Genomic DNA, 15,891 nt, shown 5'->3' on the forward strand with positions numbered 1-15,891 from the left:
AATTTAGGAAACCTTTTTTCCCGACAGATTTCTGTGCCGACAGGACTGGATTCCCGCCTGCGCGGGAATGACGGCTGATAATAGATACCCGTATCGAAAATTAAGCAAACCCATCTACTTATTCGGCGGATTAATCGGCAGCGTCGAGCGGGAGACTTTGACGTCGGGGCATTTTTGCTTCATCTGATAGCGGAACACTTCCGCCTTGCGTTGATTGCCGGTTTTTTCGTAATTCGTACCCAAAATCACCTCGTCCGCCAGATTCCGTATATCGGCATAAGGGATATAGAGGGATTGGGTCGTCTCGCAATATTCGATTTCCTCCGAATCGATTGGTTTGATAACCAGCAGGCGGAACTCTTCTTCGTCGCGGAAGGCGAAGTCTTTAAACAGATAGCGGATGTATTCCAAGGCTTCTTTATCGTCGTCGCTGACGGCGGAGTTGTCCTTGAAAAACTCGATAAGCTCTTCCAACGCTTCTTTTAATTTTTCCAAGCGGAACTGATGCCAGTCTTCATTTCCGACGGGTTTCAGGCGGATACCGAATTTCAGTTTTTCTTGAGGAAGAAGCCATATCCCGCATTTCTTTTCCGCAATATATTCATCTTTGTATGCGATATAAGCAATCTGATAGAGCGGCAGTTTTTCGTATTTATCATTCCAAAAACCGTCTTCCGGCAGGTCGTCTGAATTCTGACCATATTTTTGGGATGGGTTATGGAACGAAGCAGAAACATCCACTTCTCTAAGCCAATCTCCGTTTTTATTGAACACCAGACAGCAGCCCGAAGCCTCCACGCCGCCCTCTTTGCCATACAGGCGGAACTGGTTCAAATCGTTGACGCGGCTGGAGAAGCAGGTAAAAAAGGCATTATGGGACGCGCCATCCGCCTTGTTTTCCAACTCCAAATCTTGCTGGTTCAATAAGTCCAGTAGTGGCTTGCCTTCGGACGGATCGTTCATATAGGTGGAGCTGCCGAGTCGCATTGGACTGGCGGTTTCGTTGCCGCCGATGCCGAATAATATATGGCATACATGGGGCGAAGTGTAATGCGCCATCGGGGTAAAGCCCAACTCTATCGGCGTAATATGGAGAACCGCCAATACGGTTGCAACGGCGTCTTGCGGTTGTGAAGTCTCCCCTTTGAAAAGCGATTCCTGTATTTCTTGTTTTTTCTTTTCGAAATAGGAATTCCAGTCTTCATTGAGGTAATCAATATCCGTTAAACCTTGACGGATGCTTTTTTCCCATTCTTTTTCTTCATCACTTAATTGTGGTAATTGTTCGTAGGCAGCAGAAAAATATTTGCTAGCCAGACATTTAGCAAATTTTTCCGCTTCAGGTGTACTTTTACTTCTCTTAATCCGTTCAAGATAACAACGACCAAGCCGAAATTGGGCATAGATTTGTTGTTGAATACGATCTTGTTTATCCGTCAGTTGCTTGGTAAGTTTTAACAATTCTCGAAGGTGTTCAACAGCTTTTTCAAACAGTTTATTTGCTTTATCCGTATCTTTGGTTTTTTGAGCCTGTTCTAAATAACAAGTGCCAAGCCCATATTGTGCAAGGATTTGATACTGAATCTTGGCTTGTTTATCTTCCAGCTGTTCGGTAAGCTCCAATTCCTTCTTAAAATCTTCAACAGCCTGCCCGAACCGTTTGTCTGCTTTATTCGTATCTTTAGTTTTTTTGGCCTGTTCGAAATAACAGCTGCCAAGCCGAAATTGGGCAACAATTTGCTTATGAATCTTGTCCTGTCCATCTTTTAGCTGTTTGGTAAGCTCCAACCGTTTCCTAGAATATTCAACGGCCTGTCCGAATAGTTTGTCTGCTTTGTCCGTATCTTTGGTTTTTTGGGCATGTTTCAAATAACAAAAGCTAAGCCGAAATTGGGCAATAATTTGCTCCTCAATCTTGTTCTGTTCATCTTCCAGCTGTTTGGTAAGCTGCAATAATTCCTGAAAATGCCAAACGGCCTGTTCGAATAGTCCGTCTGCTTTATCCGTATCTTTGGCATTTATGGCTTGTTCCAAATAACAACCGCCAAGCCGATTTTGAATCTTAATTTGCTCTGGAATTTGAGTATTTTTATCCGTAATCCCGTCCCAAGCCTGATGAAGTATTTCAATCGCTTCAGCGTATTTTTTCTCATTAAATAATTGGACTGCTGCACTAATCAAATCATTAACATCCATCATTTATCCCTCTATCAAACCAATCCATTAAAAATCAATCAGGCGGAAATTGTACATGATAATAATCAATTAACTTAATCCGATACGTTGTTTACCTTCTGCCGTCATTCCCGCCCCCGCCTACGCGAGGACAGGCTATGGCGGGAATCCAGGATGCAGAATTGAGGAAACCTTTTTGCCCGATAAGTTTCCGTGCGGATAGGACTGGATTCCCGCCTGCGCGGGAATGACGGGCTAAAGGGAATGACGAGGCTAAATAAGCTGCTGTATCAAAGGTTAAATTCCCCGCGATATACCAAAGCTCCCCCTCCCGCCCCCAAAGCCGAAAACCAATTCAGTATCCATCCATGTTTATAAAAAGGTCGTCTGAAAACCTAAAAATACGGTTTTCAGACGACCTTTCGACCATCGGCTCTTACCTGTCCGTTCTAACCCGCACAAACGTGGCAAATTTCGGCGTGCCTTTTTGTGTGAAGCCGCGGTAGCGGTATGTGATGACCGCGCCGATTTTGGGCGGGTTGTCGCGGTCTTTGTCTTTGAAGCCGCTGCCGATGCGGAATTCGCCGTGTCGGTTTTTGCAGCCGACCGCGCCCAGCCGTCCGGCGTTGCGCCCTTTGCCTTCATAATGCCGCGTTACCGTGCATTCGTCGTCGTATTGGCTTTTCAGCTTCAATAATTGGCTGCTCCTGCCGCCGCTGTAACGTGATTCGGGCTGGCGCAGCATCACGCCTTCGCCGCCCTGCGCTTCGATTTGTTTCAAAAAATCCATCGCGTGCTGCCGGTCGCGGACTTTGGTTTGCGGGATGATGGTGATGGGCGCGTTCGGATGCGTTTTCAGCCATTGCGTTGCGACGGCGAGGCGCTGGTAGAGATTGCCCTGCGCTTTGGGTACATCGAAAACATGAAGTCGGATGCCGCGCCAGTCGCCGGAAGACGAGCGTACGGCGGCGGAAATCTGTTCAAACTGCCCGCGTCCGCTATACAGCTCGCCGTCGAGCGGATACGGCGGGAACTGCGCGGTAAAACCTTTGGGCGGTGTGAACGCGTAGCCCTGCCTGCTGACCAGTTGCCGCCCGTCCCAATACGCGCGCACGCCGTCGAGCTTCTCGCTCATCGCCCAGCCTATAATGTCTTGGTCTTTGTATTCCTGCGCCAGCATCAAATCCGCGCCGAGCGCCGTTTGGATGAAAAAAGCGGCAAAAATCGGTATCATGCCCTGCATTGAAGTTCTCATAAACGTTCCTGTAATGTGAGTGATTATTTCAAATATAATAATGATACCGCATAAACAGACCGAAGGTCGTCTGAAAATATCCGCCCCGTCCAACCACTACCCAAGGAATCCCGCCTCATGGCACTTCAAGCCGAAATTATTGCCGTTACCCCTTTCCGCCAAAACTGCACCCTTTTGTGGGATGACGAAACCCGCGAAGCCGTCCTGACCGATGTCGGCGGCGACGTTTCCTACCTCCTGCAAGAGCTGGACGCGAAAAACCTCACCCTGACCGCCATTTGGCTGACCCACGGACACCTCGACCATGCCGGCGGCGTGGTGGAATTGCGTGAACACCACCCCGTCCCCGTCATCGGCCCTCATGCGGACGACGAATTTCTGCTGCAAGCCCTGCCCGAAACGACCGCCCAATACGGCTTTCCCGTTTCCCCCGCGTTTAAGCCGACCCGTTGGCTGACCGAAGGCGAAACGCTCAAGGTCGGCAGCCACGCCTTCCAAGTCCTGCACATCCCCGGCCACACGCCCGGCCACGTCGTTTTTTACTGCGCCGAAGCAGGGCTGCTCATCGCGGGCGACGTACTGTTTTACGAAACCATAGGCAGAACCGACTTCCCGCGCGGCAACCACGCCGACCTCATCCATAATATCCGCACCAAACTGTTCGCCCTGCCCGAAGACACCCGCGTCATCGCCGGACACGGCAGAATGACCGACATCGGGCATGAAAAACGGCACAATCCGTTTTTTTAAAACCTGAAAGCGAAAGGTCGTCTGAAACACGGATAAGCGTTTCAGACGACCTTTTTAAAAAATTGGCATAAAACTTGCATGGAATCTGAACAAGAAATTAACATTTCGCCTTAAATTTGATTAAACATCAAAATAAACAACCAGTAACGCGATTTTACCCGACCCGGACACACGCTTGCCTGAAGCCGATGTACCATCATTTCCAATTATATCCGTATGAAATTGTTACAAAGTGACAATAAACGGCATCAGCACAAAGGGCAGCGTGCGGGTAAATCGTATTTTTCCATGCGGCAGAGGCATAACCGAAGCCGCCAACACGAAAAAGGATTAACCATGAAAACGTCCCGTATCGCCAAAACCGCCCTTTGCCTCGCTGCCGCAGCCGTATTGTCCGCCTGCGCCGGCAAAAGCCACGTTAAAGCCGACGGAACGACGGACAACCCCGTCTTTCCGAAACCCTACTCCGTAACCTTCAACAAAAACCAAGGCACATTCCCGACCGCCGATGAACTCGAACAGATGAAACCGGGTCTGAGCAAAGACGACATTTACAAAATCCTCGGCCGTCCGCACTACGATGAAGGTATGTTCGGCGTGCGCGAATGGAATTATCTCTTCCACTTCCGCACTCCCGGCGTTCCCGCCAATCCCGACATCGGCTCCGGCGTAGAAGGCATTACCACCTGCCAATACAAGGTCTTGTTTGACAAACACAAATACGCCCGCAGCTTCCATTGGAAAACCGTCTTCCCGGAAGACGCCGTCTGCCCGCCCGTACAACCCGAGCCGAAGGTTGCCGAACCTCAAATCATCATCCGCGAAGTTGCGCCTGAAACCCACCACCGCATCCGCAAATAACAGGAAAACATGTTTAAAAGAATCATCCTCGGCATATCGCTGCTGGCAGGGCTGAACAGCTTTGCAGCAGCCGATGCCGCCAAAGAATACATGCAACGCAAAAAAGTCATCGTCAACACCGCCAAAGCCGAGCTGTGTTTCACCGACGATGCCCAGTGTTACCCCGTGCTCATCGGCAAAACCACGCCGAAAGGCACTTTTGATATGCAGTTGATGAAGACTTCCAAACCCGGCTACGGCGGCGAAATCATCGGCTTCAAGCAGGAAAAAGACTTCCTCTTCGCCCTGCACCGCGTCTGGACGCTCAAACCCTCCGAGCGCCGTATGCAGCGCATCGCCTCCAACGTCGTCTCCGACCGCGTCATCACCAACGGCTGCATCAACGTAACCGACAAAGTGTACGACAAATTGCGCCAATACTTTGTTTTGGAAGTGATTTGACGGGTTTCACCATATAGCAGGCATGAAAAAGGTCGTCTGAAAACTTGAAATTCAAGATTTCAGACGACCTTTTTATTGACTCGATACATACTTGGAGCAAACCGAACCCATAGCGTGGGCTTTGACCACGAAATTTACTGCTTAATAATCTGAATTAGTTATCTGTGTCCGAGCATTCATCTCGTGGGCAAAGCCCACGCTACTCGTTGCTGCAACGGCAACTTATCCCTTCCCCCGTCCGGCGGGGGAAGGTTAGGATGGGGGTGGCTTTGTGGGTTTAGATAATATTCGTTCAGCCCGTAGAGCCCCCCTCTCCCCAGCCCTCTCCCACTGGATAAAAGAGCAAGAAGTTACAGATAGAGACCTTTGCAAAATTCCCCAAAATCCCCTAAATTCCCATCAAGACATTTAGGGGATTTTCCATGAGCACCTTCTTCCAGCAAACCGCACAAGCCATGATTGCCAAACACATCGACCGCTTCCCACTATTGAAGTTGGATCAGGTGATTGATTGGCAGCCGATCGAGCAGTACCTGAATCGTCAAAGAACCCGTTACGTCCGAGACCACCGCGGCCGTCCCGCCTATTCCCTGTTGTCCATGTTCAAAGCCGTCCTGCTCGGACAATGGCACAGCCTCTCCGATCCCGAACTCGAACACAGCCTCATCACCCGCATCGATTTCAACCTGTTTTGCCGTTTTGACGAGTTGAGCATCCCCGATTACAGCACCTTATGCCGCTACCGCAACTGGCTGGCGCAAGACGACACCCTGTCCGAATTGCTGGAACTGATTAACCGCCAACTGACCGCAAAAGGCCTAAAAATAGAGAAAGCATCCGCCGCCGTCATTGACGCCACCATTATTCAAACCGCCGGCAGCAAACAGCGTCAGGCCATAGAAGTTGACGAGGAAGGACAAGTCAGCAGCCAAACCACACCGAGTAAAGATAAAGATGCTCGTTGGACAAAGAAAAACGGTTTATACAGACTCGGTTACAAACAACATACCCGTACCGATGAGGAAGGCTATATCGAGAAACTGCACATCACCCCCGCCAATACCCATGAGTGCAACCACCTGTCGCCTTTGCTGGAAGGTATAGCCGAAGGTACGACCGTCTATGCCGACAAAGGCTACGACAGTGCGGAAAACCGGCAACATCTGAAAGAGCGCCAGTTGCTGGACGGCATTATGCGCAAAGCCCACCGCAACCGTCCGCTGACGGAAGCGCAAACCAAACGCAACCGATATTTGTCGAAAACCCGTTATGTGGTCGAACAAAGCTTCGGTACGCTGCACCGTAAATTCCGCTACGCCCGGGCAGCCTATTTCGGACTGATTAAAGTGAGTGCGCAAAGCCATCTGAAGGCGATGTGTTTGAACCTGTTGAAAGCGGCTAACAGGCTAAGTGTGCCTGTTGCTGCCTAAAAGGTGGCCCGGATGCCTGATTATGGGGCGTCCGGGGAGGATTAAGGGGGTATTTGGGTAAAATCAGGAGTAATTAGGAGCGGAAATAGACGAAAACCTGTGTTTGGGTTTCGGCTGTCGGGGGAAGGGCTTTTTTGCAAAGGTCTCAGATAAAAACAAGGTCGTCTGAAAACCTGAATCCCAAGTTTTCAGACGACCTCTTTATTTTCAAACCCAGCTTACTTGACGCGTCCTGCTTTCAACACGCGTTGTGCGAAGAACACCATGCCTGTGATGAAGAATGCCAGCCCAAGCCAGGACGCGGTGGTTTCCCAGTTTTCCAGACCCAGCGCGAGCGGAGCGTCGGAGCCGCCGTTGGTCACGGAGAAGGCGATGATGAATGCCATCACTACGCCGACCAGGCTTTCGCCGACAATCAAACCGGCGGAGAACAAGGTTCCGATACGTTCGGCGTTTTTCAGACGACCTTCACGGTTTTCCGCTTTCTTGCCGATGATGTGTTTCAACACCGCCGCCAACACTGCGCCGATCACGATGGGCATATTGACGGACGGCGGCAGGTAGATGCCCATGCCGACGGCGAGGACGGGCAGTGCGCGTTTTCCGCCGGACGATTTTTTCAACACCAAATCAACGACGATCAACACCGCGCCGATCACGATGCCGGTGAAGATGTACGCCCATTCGAGGTTGTGGGCGAAGATACCCGAGGCGATGGTCGTCATCAAAGTCGCTTGCGGAGCCGCCAAAGCCTGCGCCGCGTCCATGCCTTCGCGCGGCATTGCGCCGGTAAAGCCGTAGGCTTCGTAGAGCAGTTCCAACACGGGCGAGATGACGAATGCGCCGACGATACAGCCGATAATCAGTGCAATCTGTTGCCTCCACGGCGTTGCTTTGAGCAGGTAGCCGGTTTTCAAGTCTTGCAGGTTGTCGTTGGAAATCGAAGCCACGCAAATCACCGCCGAGCCGCAGAACAAGGTCAGCGCCAGCAAAAATTTGCGGTTGGCTTCATCCGCCATCAAACTGCCGGATTCGCCCACGACCAACAACACCAGTGAAATGATGACGATGGAAACGATGCCCACGCCGGAAATCGGGCTGGAAGACGAGCCGACCAAACCTGCCATATAACCGCAAGCAGCAGCAACCAAAAAGCCGATGATGGAAGCCAAAAGCGTACAAACGACCACCAAAAGCCAAGCCATGCCGCCCGTAATGTGCGAATCGCCGATAAAGTGATAAAACGATACGCCCAGCACCAGCATCATGGACAACACCCAGAAAATCATGGCTTTAGGCGACAAATCCTGTTCTGTACGTTCCGCCGCAGGCGCGCCGCCGCCGAAACTCTTGAACGACATTTTCAGGCCTTCCAGCATCGGCTTGAGCAGCATCAAAAGCGTCCAAACCGCCGCGATACCGATGGTACCTGCGCCGATAAAGCGTACCTTTTCCTTCCACAGCTTCATCGCAAACGCGGCCATTTCCATATCGGCAGGCTGCGGAATGTGCGATGAAAAATACGGCACGGCAATACCCCAAGCAATCGAAATGCCCAACAGGATGGCGATGCCGCCCGTCAGCCCGACCAAATAGCCCGCACCCAACAATGCCAGCGAAAAGCCCATCGGCAGTTGGAAAATCGCCGTGCCGCTTTTAAACCAATAACTCGCACTGTCGGCAATCACGCGCAAACCGTTGGAACAAAAGCTCATAAAGCCCGCCAACGCGCCGCCTGCCGCCAGCTCTTTAATGCCGCTGCCGCCCTGACGGCCTTCCTCTTCCTCGTGGCTGCCGACTTTCAAAATTTCCGCCGCCGCCACGCCTTCGGGATAAGGCAACTCGCTTTTCACCACCATCGCGTAACGCAGCGGAATGGTGAAAATCACCCCCAAAATCCCGCCCGCCATACACAACAGCGCAGTCTGCCAAAACGGGAAACCGCTCCAATAGCCCGCCATCAACAAACCGGGCAGGACAAAAATAATGCTCGACAAAGTACCCGCCGCCGAAGCCTGCGTCTGCACCATATTGTTTTCCAAAATATTGCTGCCTTTGAAAAACTTCAAAACCGCCATCGAAATTACCGCAGCCGGAATCGACGAAGCAAAGGTCAGACCGACTTTCAAACCGAGATAAACGTTTGACGCGGTAAAGATAACGGTAATCAGCGCACCGAGTATCATGCCCCGAAGCGTCAGCTCGCGGTAGTCCGCATAAGGATCGTGAGTGGATTGTGTCATCGTGGATAGCCTTTCGGTTGATAAAAAACACGACGGCAGGCTCGAACCGGCTGCCGAATCTGCCTTTATGGTGTTGCGACAGCAAGGAAATGTCAAGTTAGACAAAGAATATGCAAAGAAAACGGAAAGGCAAAAGGTCGTCTGAAACCTTAAATCCTCCTTTTCAGACGACCTTTCCCCCGTCTCGCCCGCACGATTTACGGTATAATTCCCATCTTTATCCATTGTTTTCCAAAGCATAAACCATGACACGCAAAATCCTCGTTACCTCCGCTCTGCCCTATGCCAACGGCAGCATCCATCTCGGCCACATGGTCGAACACATCCAAACCGACGTTTGGGTGCGCTTTCAAAAACTGCGCGGCCACGAGTGCCACTACTGCTGCGCCGACGACACCCACGGCACGCCCGTGATGCTTGCCGCGCAAAAACAAGGCATTGCGCCTGAAGACATGATTGCCAAAGTGCGCGAAGAGCACCTCGCCGACTTTACCGGTTTCAACATCGGCTACGACAATTATTACAGCACCCATTCCCCTGAAAACAAACAGTTTTCCCAAGACATTTACCGCTCGCTGAAAGCCAACGGCAAAATTGAGAGCCGCGTTATCGAGCAGCTTTTCGACCCCGAAAAACAAATGTTCCTGCCCGACCGCTTCGTCAAAGGCGAATGCCCCAAATGCCACGCCCAAGACCAATACGGCGACAACTGCGAAGTTTGCGGCACGACCTATTCCCCGACCGAACTGATCAACCCGTATTCCGCCGTTTCCGGTGCCAAACCCGAATTGCGCGAATCCGAACACTTCTTCTTCAAACTGGGCGAATGCGCCGACTTTCTCAAAGCATGGACTTCCGGCAATAACCCGCACGACGGCAAGCCCCATCTGCAAGCCGAAGCCCTCAACAAAATGAAAGAATGGCTGGGCGAAGGCGAAGAAACCACCCTGTCCGACTGGGATATTTCCCGCGACGCGCCGTATTTCGGTTTCGAAATCCCCGACGCGCCGGGCAAATACTTCTACGTCTGGCTGGACGCGCCCGTCGGCTACATGGCGTCGTTTAAAAACCTGTGCGACCGCATCGGCATCGATTTTGACGAATACTTCAAAGCCGACAGCCAAACCGAGATGTACCACTTCATCGGCAAAGACATCCTCTATTTCCACGCCCTGTTCTGGCCTGCCATGCTGCATTTCTCCGGCCACCGCGCCCCAACCGGCGTGTACGCACACGGCTTTTTGACCGTGGACGGACAAAAAATGTCCAAATCGCGCGGCACCTTCATCACCGCCAAATCCTATCTGGAACAAGGCCTGAACCCCGAGTGGATGCGCTACTACATCGCCGCCAAACTCAACAGCAAAATCGAAGACATCGATTTGAACCTGCAAGACTTTATCAGCCGCGTAAACAGCGACCTCGTCGGCAAATACGTCAACATCGCCGCCCGCGCGTCAGGTTTCATCGCCAAACGCTTTGAAGGTCGTCTGAAAGACGTTTCAGGCAGCGCATTGCTGGCAAAACTTGCCGCCGAAAGCGACAACATAGCCGAGCAATACGAAAACCGCGAATACGCCCGTGCCCTGCGCGACATCATGGCATTGGCAGACGCCGTGAACGAATACGTCGATGCCAACAAACCGTGGGAACTCGCCAAACAGGAAGGTCAAGACGAACGCCTGCACGAAGTATGCAGCGAACTCATCAACGCCTTCACCATGCTGACCGCCTACCTCGCCCCCGTGTTGCCACAAACCGCCGCCAACGCCGCGCGTTTCCTTAATCTGGACGCGATTACCTGGGCAAACACGCGCGAAACCTTGGGCGAACACGCCATCAACAAATACGAACATTTAATGCAACGAGTGGAGCAAAAACAAGTGGACGACTTAATCGAAGCCAACAAACAAAGCATTCAGACGACCCCCGCGCCTGCCACCGAAGAGAGCAAATACGAAAAAGTCGCCGAACAGGCGAGCTTCGACGACTTCATGAAAATCGACATGCGCGTCGCCAAAGTATTGAACTGCGAAGCCGTCGAAGGCAGCACCAAACTTTTGAAATTCGACCTCGATTTCGGTTTTGAAAAACGCATTATCTTCTCCGGCATCGCCGCGTCTTATCCCAACCCCGCCGAATTGAACGGCCGCATGGTCATCGCCGTCGCCAACTTCGCCCCGCGCAAAATGGCAAAATTCGGCGTATCCGAAGGCATGATCCTCTCCGCCGCCACCGCCGAAGGCAAACTGAAGCTCTTGGATGTCGATGCAGGCGCGCAGCCCGGGGATAAAGTAGGCTAAACGTTAAAAGGTCGTCTGAAAACAGTTTCAGACGACCTTTCTACACGATAACGCGTCATGAACATCACCCCCTTGCAAGCCTGCCACATCGAACCGCTCTCCCGTGCGCTCTACCAAGAATGGCACGACTTCGCCCCGTGGTCGTCGCTTGAAAAAATCCGTGCCTATTACCGGAAATGTCTGGACGGGGACGGTTTGCCGCTCGCCTTTGCCGCAGTTGCGGAAGACGGACGGCTGCTCGGTTCCGCCGCGCTCAAACGCTTCGACATGGAAGAATTTCCGCAATACGAATACTGGCTGGGCGACGTATTCGTCCTGCCCGAATATCGAGGCAAAGGCATCGGACACGCGCTCATCACCCATTGTCTGCAAACCGCCCGCTCCTTACGCCTGCCCGATCTTTACCTCTATACGCCCGACGTACAGGCGGTTTACGCCAAATACGGCTGGCGGGAAATCGCGACGCAATGGCACAACGGCGAAACCGTCTCCGTGATGAAACTAGATTTACAGGTCGTCTGAAAACGTAGAAACAGACATCGCAAGGTTGCGTCTGATATGTTCAGACGACCCTTCCGACCATTCATACCCTGTAAACGCCCTTCGGAAGAATTCTTCCCGCCCGCCCGCAAAAACCGTCAAAATCCCTTATAATTCCGAATCTAACCGAATCCCGTCCTGCCGGCAGCGCCGTCGGGACTTGTCTCAACAACGAAAGAAACACTGTGGACAAACTCAAAATCACCGCCAACGGCCCGCTGAACGGCGAAATCATCGTATCCGGCGCGAAAAACGCCGCCCTGCCGCTGATGTGTGCCGGACTCTTGACCTCCGGCACCCTGCGCCTGAAAAACGTACCCATGCTCGCCGACGTCAAAACCACCCAAAAACTGCTGCAAGGCATGGGCGCACGCGTTTTGACCGACAACGTTCACGAATTCGAAATCAACGGCGGCACCGTCAACAACACCTGCGCACCCTACGAACTGGTGAAAACCATGCGCGCCTCCATCCTCGTGCTCGGCCCGACGCTGGCGCGTTTCGGCGAAGCCCAAGTCAGCCTGCCCGGCGGCTGCGCCATCGGTTCGCGCCCTGTTGACCAGCACCTCAAAGGCCTCGAGACCATGGGTGCGGAAATCACCATCGAACACGGCTACGTCAAAGCCAAAGGTCGTCTGAAAGGCACGCGCGTGGTGATGGATATGATTACCGTCGGCGGTACGGAAAACCTGCTGATGGCGGCGACCCTTGCCGAAGGCACAACCATCCTCGAAAACTGCGCCATCGAACCCGAAGTCGTCGATTTGGCGGAATGCCTCGTCAAAATGGGCGCGAAAATCAGCGGCATCGGTACTTCCACCATGACCGTCGAAGGCGTGAAAGAGCTGCACGGCTGCGAACACAGCGTCGTTCCCGACCGCATCGAAGCCGGTACCTTCCTCTGCGCCGTCGCCATGACCGGCGGCAAAGTTGTCCTGCGCAAAGCCGCCCCCAAAACCATGGAAGTCGTTTTGGACAAACTCGTCGAAGCCGGCGCCATCATCGAAGCGGGCGACGACTGGATTTCCATCGACATGCAGCAACGACCGAAAGCGGTAAACATCCGCACTACCGAACACCCCGGCTTCCCGACCGACATGCAGGCGCAGTTTATGGCGATGAACGCCGTTGCCGAAGGCGACAGCCGCGTCGTCGAAACCATCTTTGAAAACCGCTTCATGCACGTTCCCGAACTCAACCGCATGGGCGCGAACATCACCACCGAAGGCAACACCGCCTTCGTCAAAGGCGTGGAAAAACTCTCCGGCGCCGTCGTCATGGCAACCGACCTGCGCGCCTCCGCCAGCCTCGTCATGGCAGGCTTGGTCGCCGGCGGCGAAACCATCGTCGAACGCATCTACCACCTCGACCGCGGCTACGAACACATCGAGAAAAAACTCGGTCAAGTCGGCGCGAAAATCGAACGGGTACGCGGTTAAGAGCCTTGTGTAAAAAAGGTCGTCTGAAAACCTGAAATTCAGGTTTTCAGACGACCTTTATCATAGAAAAAAGCCCGCAAATCCCTTACAATACGCCCCTAAAATTTTGAAAGCACACAAGAATCATGGAAGCCGAAGTAATCAACCAGCTCAACAACACCCTGAACGATTTGGAAAAGCGCAGCGAAGACATCCGCGTCTATATGGACTATCAGGGCAAGAAAGACCGATTGGAAGAAGTCATCGGCCTTTCCGAAGACCCTGAGCTGTGGAACGACCCCAAACGCGCCCAAGAAATCGGCAAAGAGCGCAAAATCCTTGAAGGCATCGTGTTGACGCTCGACAACATCGCGTCGGGCATCGAAGACAACCGAATGCTGATCGAAATGGCCGTCGAAGAAAACGACGAAGAAGGTTTCGCCGCCGTACAGGAAGACGTGGCGGGACTGGAAAAACAGATGGCGGATTTGGAATTCAAACGGATGTTCAACCAGCCCGCCGACCCGAACAACTGCTTTATCGACATCACCGCAGGCGCGGGCGGTACGGAGGCGGAAGACTGGGCGGGTATGCTGTTCCGCATGTACAGCCGCTACGCCGAACGCAAAGGTTTCAAAATCGAAATCCTCGAAGAAGACGACGGCGAAATCGCAGGTATCAACCGCGCCACCATCCGCGTGGAAGGCGAATACGCCTACGGCTTGCTGCGCACCGAAACCGGCGTTCACCGCTTGGTGCGCTACTCGCCGTTTGACTCCAACAACAAACGCCATACATCGTTCTCATCCGTGTTCGTTTATCCCGAAATCGACGATTCCATCGAAATCGAAATCAACCCCGCCGATTTGCGCATCGACACTTATCGCGCATCGGGCGCGGGCGGTCAGCACATCAACAAAACCGACTCCGCCGTGCGTATTACACACGAGCCGACAGGGATTGTGGTGCAGTGTCAAAACGACCGTTCGCAACACGCCAACAAAGCCGCTGCGATGGAAATGTTGAAATCCAAACTGTATGAATTGGAAATGCGCAAGCGCAACGAAGAAAAACAGGCGTTGGAAGAAGGCAAGTCCGATGTGGGTTGGGGCAGCCAAATCCGTTCATACGTCTTGGACTCCTCGCGCATCAAAGACTTGCGTACAGGCTACGAAGTCGGCAACACCAAAGCCGTATTGGACGGCGATTTGGACGGCTTCATCGAAGCCAGCCTGAAACAAGGCGTGTAAAACCTAAAATACAAAAAGGTCGTCTGAAAACCAGAGATTTCAGTTTTCAGACGACCTTTTTGTTTCCTATCCGTCAAATTAGCCCCGACACAAAGTCATGGCATAACCGACCGCAACACATGGGGTTTCCCTGCGAAATAAATGCGCATAAAACCCAATTCTTGTCGGCATGGCAGGCCTTCGGCAAAGCCTACACTGAATATTCAGATCATCTCCAACCGACATCTATTTAATCATCAGGCCGTCAATTCAAACAAGCAATGCCCATAGTCTTTAAGATATGGCTTTGCTTTGAAATTTTCAGACAGGGGCTGCAATGCGTTCCACCATTCCCACGCCGACGCCGCAGATACCGACGTGCGCAGCGACAACGGGTGATACGGGTACGCCCTGCCCGAGCCGCCTTCCGGTTTTTTCAAAAAAACGTTCGGCAAAAAGCCGGTAGCGTTCTTCGTCGCCGCTGTATAGGCCGCCGAGGATAAATTGGTCTTTCGGCTTGTCGTTCATCAGGCTGACGGTATTGGCAATAATGGAATCAAACATTTTGACATCGTCGGTAACGGTTTCCAAGCGTTCCAAATTGTCTTGCGAAAAGTGCAGGACGTTACGCAATCCGAGCCAATCGCCGAAAGACGCGCCGACGCGGGAAAGCGTGCCGCCCAAAGAAAGGGACTTGAGCGAAGAAAGTCCGAATACGATGTGGCAATAAGGCTTGAGGCTTTCCAAGTGTGAGACGACCGTTTGGGGAGGCAGGCCTGCCCGAAGCAGCCGTTCCGCCTCCATGGCGAAAAAGCCTTCCGGCATACAGCAGGTACCTGTGTCGATAACATGGATTTTCAATTGTGGAAACTGCGCCGCCATTTTGCGGATAACATCCGCCGAGTCGCTCAATTTGTGACTCAACGTCGTAACGATGGCTTCGTGATAGCCCTGCTCCACCAGATAATTGAATGTTTTGAACAATTCGTCTTCGCAAGGTGGCAGCGTGCTGATCGGGTCATCCAGATGATTGGTGCGCCATTCGCAATATTCTTTGTTGTTCACATCTGAACCGTCTGCATGCCATTGATGATTAAACGAAATGTTTAAATGCAGAATATGTATGGTGCTGTCGCGTCCGGCCATACTGTCAATGGAACCGCTGGATGTCGATAAAACCGCACAGCGGTACAAAGCATAAGAACCCGGCATACTGTCTCCCTTGAATATCCGACAATGAAAATCT

General features: G+C 52.4%; 12 protein-coding genes. 8 read left to right on the forward strand and 4 right to left on the reverse strand.

Annotation, left to right across the window (positions count from 1 at the left end):
• Positions 1-114 precede the first annotated feature (114 nt).
• Together J7445_RS10570 and J7445_RS10575 are read right to left on the reverse strand one after the other, a co-directional pair.
• On the reverse strand, positions 115-2,199 hold the full coding sequence (locus J7445_RS10570; protein ID WP_083310395.1) for a tetratricopeptide repeat protein: 2,085 nt from the start codon (positions 2,197-2,199) through the stop codon (positions 115-117).
• Positions 2,200-2,611: 412 nt separating this feature from the next.
• Entirely contained in the window at positions 2,612-3,418 is an 807-nt protein-coding gene (locus tag J7445_RS10575) for a DNA ligase (RefSeq protein WP_070655313.1), read from the reverse strand.
• A 129-nt stretch (positions 3,419-3,547) separates the two neighbouring features.
• On the opposite strand from J7445_RS10575, the gene J7445_RS10580 reads away from it, so the two are divergent.
• From J7445_RS10580 to J7445_RS10595, 4 genes are all read left to right on the forward strand, one after another.
• Positions 3,548-4,180 carry an MBL fold metallo-hydrolase gene (locus tag J7445_RS10580; RefSeq protein WP_070655315.1) on the forward strand — a complete coding sequence of 211 codons (633 nt, stop codon included), beginning with the start codon at positions 3,548-3,550 and terminating at the stop codon, positions 4,178-4,180.
• Positions 4,181-4,516: 336 nt separating this feature from the next.
• Entirely contained in the window at positions 4,517-5,041 is a 525-nt protein-coding gene (locus J7445_RS10585) for an outer membrane protein assembly factor BamE (protein ID WP_070655317.1), read from the forward strand.
• A gap of 9 nt (positions 5,042-5,050) precedes the next feature.
• A complete protein-coding gene (locus J7445_RS10590; protein ID WP_070493706.1) occupies positions 5,051-5,482 on the forward strand; it encodes a L,D-transpeptidase in 432 nt (143 codons plus the stop codon).
• A 422-nt stretch (positions 5,483-5,904) separates the two neighbouring features.
• Positions 5,905-6,912, forward strand: coding sequence for an IS5 family transposase (locus J7445_RS10595; protein WP_209282936.1), 1,008 nt, complete (start codon positions 5,905-5,907; stop codon positions 6,910-6,912).
• A 218-nt stretch (positions 6,913-7,130) separates the two neighbouring features.
• Here the strand turns inward: J7445_RS10595 and J7445_RS10600 are convergent, their stop codons facing one another.
• Positions 7,131-9,155 (reverse strand): OPT family oligopeptide transporter, encoded by a 2,025-nt coding sequence (locus tag J7445_RS10600; protein ID WP_209283048.1) that lies wholly within the window; start codon positions 9,153-9,155, stop codon positions 7,131-7,133.
• Positions 9,156-9,400: 245 nt separating this feature from the next.
• Here J7445_RS10600 and metG point away from each other — a divergent pair, with 245 nt between their 5' ends.
• The 4 genes from metG to prfB all read left to right on the forward strand — a co-directional run bounded on the left by metG (position 9,401) and on the right by prfB (position 14,666).
• Entirely contained in the window at positions 9,401-11,458 is a 2,058-nt protein-coding gene (metG, locus tag J7445_RS10605) for a methionine--tRNA ligase (protein ID WP_070656429.1), read from the forward strand.
• Between the two features lie 57 nt (positions 11,459-11,515).
• Positions 11,516-11,980 carry a GNAT family N-acetyltransferase gene (locus J7445_RS10610; protein WP_070656432.1) on the forward strand — a complete coding sequence of 155 codons (465 nt, stop codon included), beginning with the start codon at positions 11,516-11,518 and terminating at the stop codon, positions 11,978-11,980.
• A 203-nt stretch (positions 11,981-12,183) separates the two neighbouring features.
• The gene (murA, locus tag J7445_RS10615; RefSeq protein ID WP_070656435.1) at positions 12,184-13,437 is read left to right on the forward strand and encodes a UDP-N-acetylglucosamine 1-carboxyvinyltransferase; all 1,254 of its coding nucleotides are present in this window, start codon (positions 12,184-12,186) and stop codon (positions 13,435-13,437) included.
• 125 nt (positions 13,438-13,562) lie between these two features.
• Complete coding sequence (prfB, locus tag J7445_RS10620; RefSeq protein WP_039407069.1) at positions 13,563-14,666, forward strand: peptide chain release factor 2; 1,104 nt, start codon at positions 13,563-13,565, stop codon at positions 14,664-14,666.
• Between the two features lie 300 nt (positions 14,667-14,966).
• Here prfB and J7445_RS10625 read toward each other — a convergent pair whose 3' ends face one another.
• Positions 14,967-15,857 (reverse strand): DegV family protein, encoded by an 891-nt coding sequence (locus J7445_RS10625; RefSeq protein ID WP_070636109.1) that lies wholly within the window; start codon positions 15,855-15,857, stop codon positions 14,967-14,969.
• Positions 15,858-15,891 lie beyond the last annotated feature (34 nt).

The sequence above is a fragment of the Neisseria sicca genome (genome assembly GCF_017753665.1).
Taxonomy (GTDB): domain Bacteria; phylum Pseudomonadota; class Gammaproteobacteria; order Burkholderiales; family Neisseriaceae; genus Neisseria; species Neisseria flava.

Coding starts and splice junctions, on each gene's coding strand:
- J7445_RS10580 (WP_070655315.1), top strand. CDS start 3,548: ATGGCACTTCAAGCCGAAATTATTGCCGTTACCCCTTTCCGCCAAAAC.
- J7445_RS10625 (WP_070636109.1), bottom strand. CDS start 15,857: ATGCCGGGTTCTTATGCTTTGTACCGCTGTGCGGTTTTATCGACATCC.
- J7445_RS10590 (WP_070493706.1), top strand. CDS start 5,051: ATGTTTAAAAGAATCATCCTCGGCATATCGCTGCTGGCAGGGCTGAAC.
- J7445_RS10575 (WP_070655313.1), bottom strand. CDS start 3,418: ATGCAGGGCATGATACCGATTTTTGCCGCTTTTTTCATCCAAACGGCG.
- J7445_RS10600 (WP_209283048.1), bottom strand. CDS start 9,155: ATGACACAATCCACTCACGATCCTTATGCGGACTACCGCGAGCTGACG.
- J7445_RS10570 (WP_083310395.1), bottom strand. CDS start 2,199: ATGATGGATGTTAATGATTTGATTAGTGCAGCAGTCCAATTATTTAAT.
- J7445_RS10610 (WP_070656432.1), top strand. CDS start 11,516: ATGAACATCACCCCCTTGCAAGCCTGCCACATCGAACCGCTCTCCCGT.
- J7445_RS10585 (WP_070655317.1), top strand. CDS start 4,517: ATGAAAACGTCCCGTATCGCCAAAACCGCCCTTTGCCTCGCTGCCGCA.
- metG (WP_070656429.1), top strand. CDS start 9,401: ATGACACGCAAAATCCTCGTTACCTCCGCTCTGCCCTATGCCAACGGC.
- J7445_RS10595 (WP_209282936.1), top strand. CDS start 5,905: ATGAGCACCTTCTTCCAGCAAACCGCACAAGCCATGATTGCCAAACAC.
- prfB (WP_039407069.1), top strand. CDS start 13,563: ATGGAAGCCGAAGTAATCAACCAGCTCAACAACACCCTGAACGATTTG.